This is a genomic window from Phenylobacterium kunshanense (genome assembly GCF_003254525.1).
GTDB classification, from domain to species: domain Bacteria; phylum Pseudomonadota; class Alphaproteobacteria; order Caulobacterales; family Caulobacteraceae; genus Phenylobacterium; species Phenylobacterium kunshanense.
On sequence record NZ_QFYS01000021.1, the window covers coordinates 1 to 1,554 of the forward strand.

Sequence of the window (1,554 nt, forward strand, 5' to 3'; positions counted from 1 at the left end):
GCCGCAACTCCGCCGCGGCCCGCATCAACAAAATCCCGAAAGCCTGACCCGCGCGCCCGCGGTGCTCACCGGATGGGTACGAGGAGAGCTCGGCGTCGTCGGAGAGCTCAGGCGCGACGACGAGCGGTGCGGCCGTCGCGTCGAGGCTGGCCCCGGGCCTCGCCGTCAGCGAGCAGTAGGATGACGTTGGCAGGCCTCGACGCGATAAGGCCGCCGGCCCGGAGGACCAGCGGCATCGGGTCGTAAAGTGGATGCCGCGCGCTTCGCGCCTTCCGATATGTCCGCTTCGTGCGCGGACGATGGCCGGCCACGAGGGGCCAATCACCCTTCCTGCGGATGGCCGGCCGATTGGCCGCCTACACGAAACCTCGACGTCCATTTATGACGGGCGGCGGAGGCACAGCTCAGGCCGGCAGGACGGCCCCATGGCGGCGACGGCGCATCATGGCGCCGGCCGCGCCGAAGCCCATGATCATCATCGCCCACGTCCCGGGCTCGGGAACACCGGCGACGCCCAGGCGCTGGCTGGAGCCGACTAGGCCGATGTCCTGCGGCCCGCCTGCGAAGCTGCCCCGCACGTAGGACACGCCGTTGCCGGCCGGCAGGCGCTCGATGGACTGGCCGTAGCCCCAGATCAGGTTGGTCGCCCCCACCGGTCCTTGCGTCACCGTGGCGTCGACGAACCCGGCAGCGGTGAACCAGCTGGACCCCGCCACGAGGCCGTAGTCGGCGAAGAAGGGGTTCCAGGCGGCGGCTTCCGCGGCCGCGGTCCCATACCACCCCGATCCCAGCGACACATAGGCGTCGCCGCCGCCCGACACATAGGCGTCGAGGTCGGCGAACTGGGCGCCGCTGAACCCTTGCCCGAAGTGGAACACGGCGTCGTAACCGCTTGCGATGCCGAGGCTGAACGTCGCCGAGGTCTGCACTGTTTTGCCCAGCGCCGTGAGCTGTGCGGTGAGCTGTGTCAGCTGGCCGTTCGACACATTGCCGTTGCCGGTCAGCAGCAGGTAATTCGAACCGCCGAAGGTCGTGGCCAAGTCCTGGACAAAGGCCGTCGTCCCGGTCTGGTAGGTCGCGCCGTAGGCGTAGTCGCTCAACGTCCATTCGTCGCCCGAGGCGACGAGCACGCCGGCGCTCGCAGCCGTCGCCGCTCCCACCGCCAAGGAGCCAAGCACCCCGCAGAGGAGGATCCCAAACGTTCGCATCACCACGCCCCAACCGCTGCACTTTACCAGGACGGAGAGTCTAGGCGGCCGCAGCCGGCGGCGCATCCCCCGATTGGGGGCGCCGGTTGAGGCCGTAGGGCGAACATCAGGAATCCGCGCGTAAGCGGCGTAGCGCCCTTGCCGCTGGGAGGACCCTAGGGTGTTCGTGTTCATCACCGCCCTGGTGGAGGGGCTCGCGGTGCGTCTCACCGACGAGGTGACGTCCAACAGCGCCCACGTCAGCCTGGAGCCGGACACGCGCCGGGCCCGCATTCTTTCCTCACCCGGCGTCCGCAGCGAGGGGGTGGCCCTAGTTTCCACTTTCCAGCGACAGCAGATTCGGCAG

1 protein-coding gene and 1 pseudogene are annotated in these 1,554 nt (G+C 69.3%); one reads left to right on the forward strand and one right to left on the reverse strand.

Annotated features, from left to right (window positions below):
- Positions 1-404: 404 nt before the first annotated feature.
- Positions 405-1,208 carry a PEPxxWA-CTERM sorting domain-containing protein gene (locus tag DJ019_RS20590; protein WP_111278746.1) on the reverse strand — a complete coding sequence of 268 codons (804 nt, stop codon included), beginning with the start codon at positions 1,206-1,208 and terminating at the stop codon, positions 405-407.
- A gap of 160 nt (positions 1,209-1,368) precedes the next feature.
- On the opposite strand from DJ019_RS20590, the pseudogene DJ019_RS20595 reads away from it, so the two are divergent.
- Positions 1,369-1,554 (forward strand): annotated as a pseudogene (locus tag DJ019_RS20595) (ABC transporter permease); the annotation flags it as partial.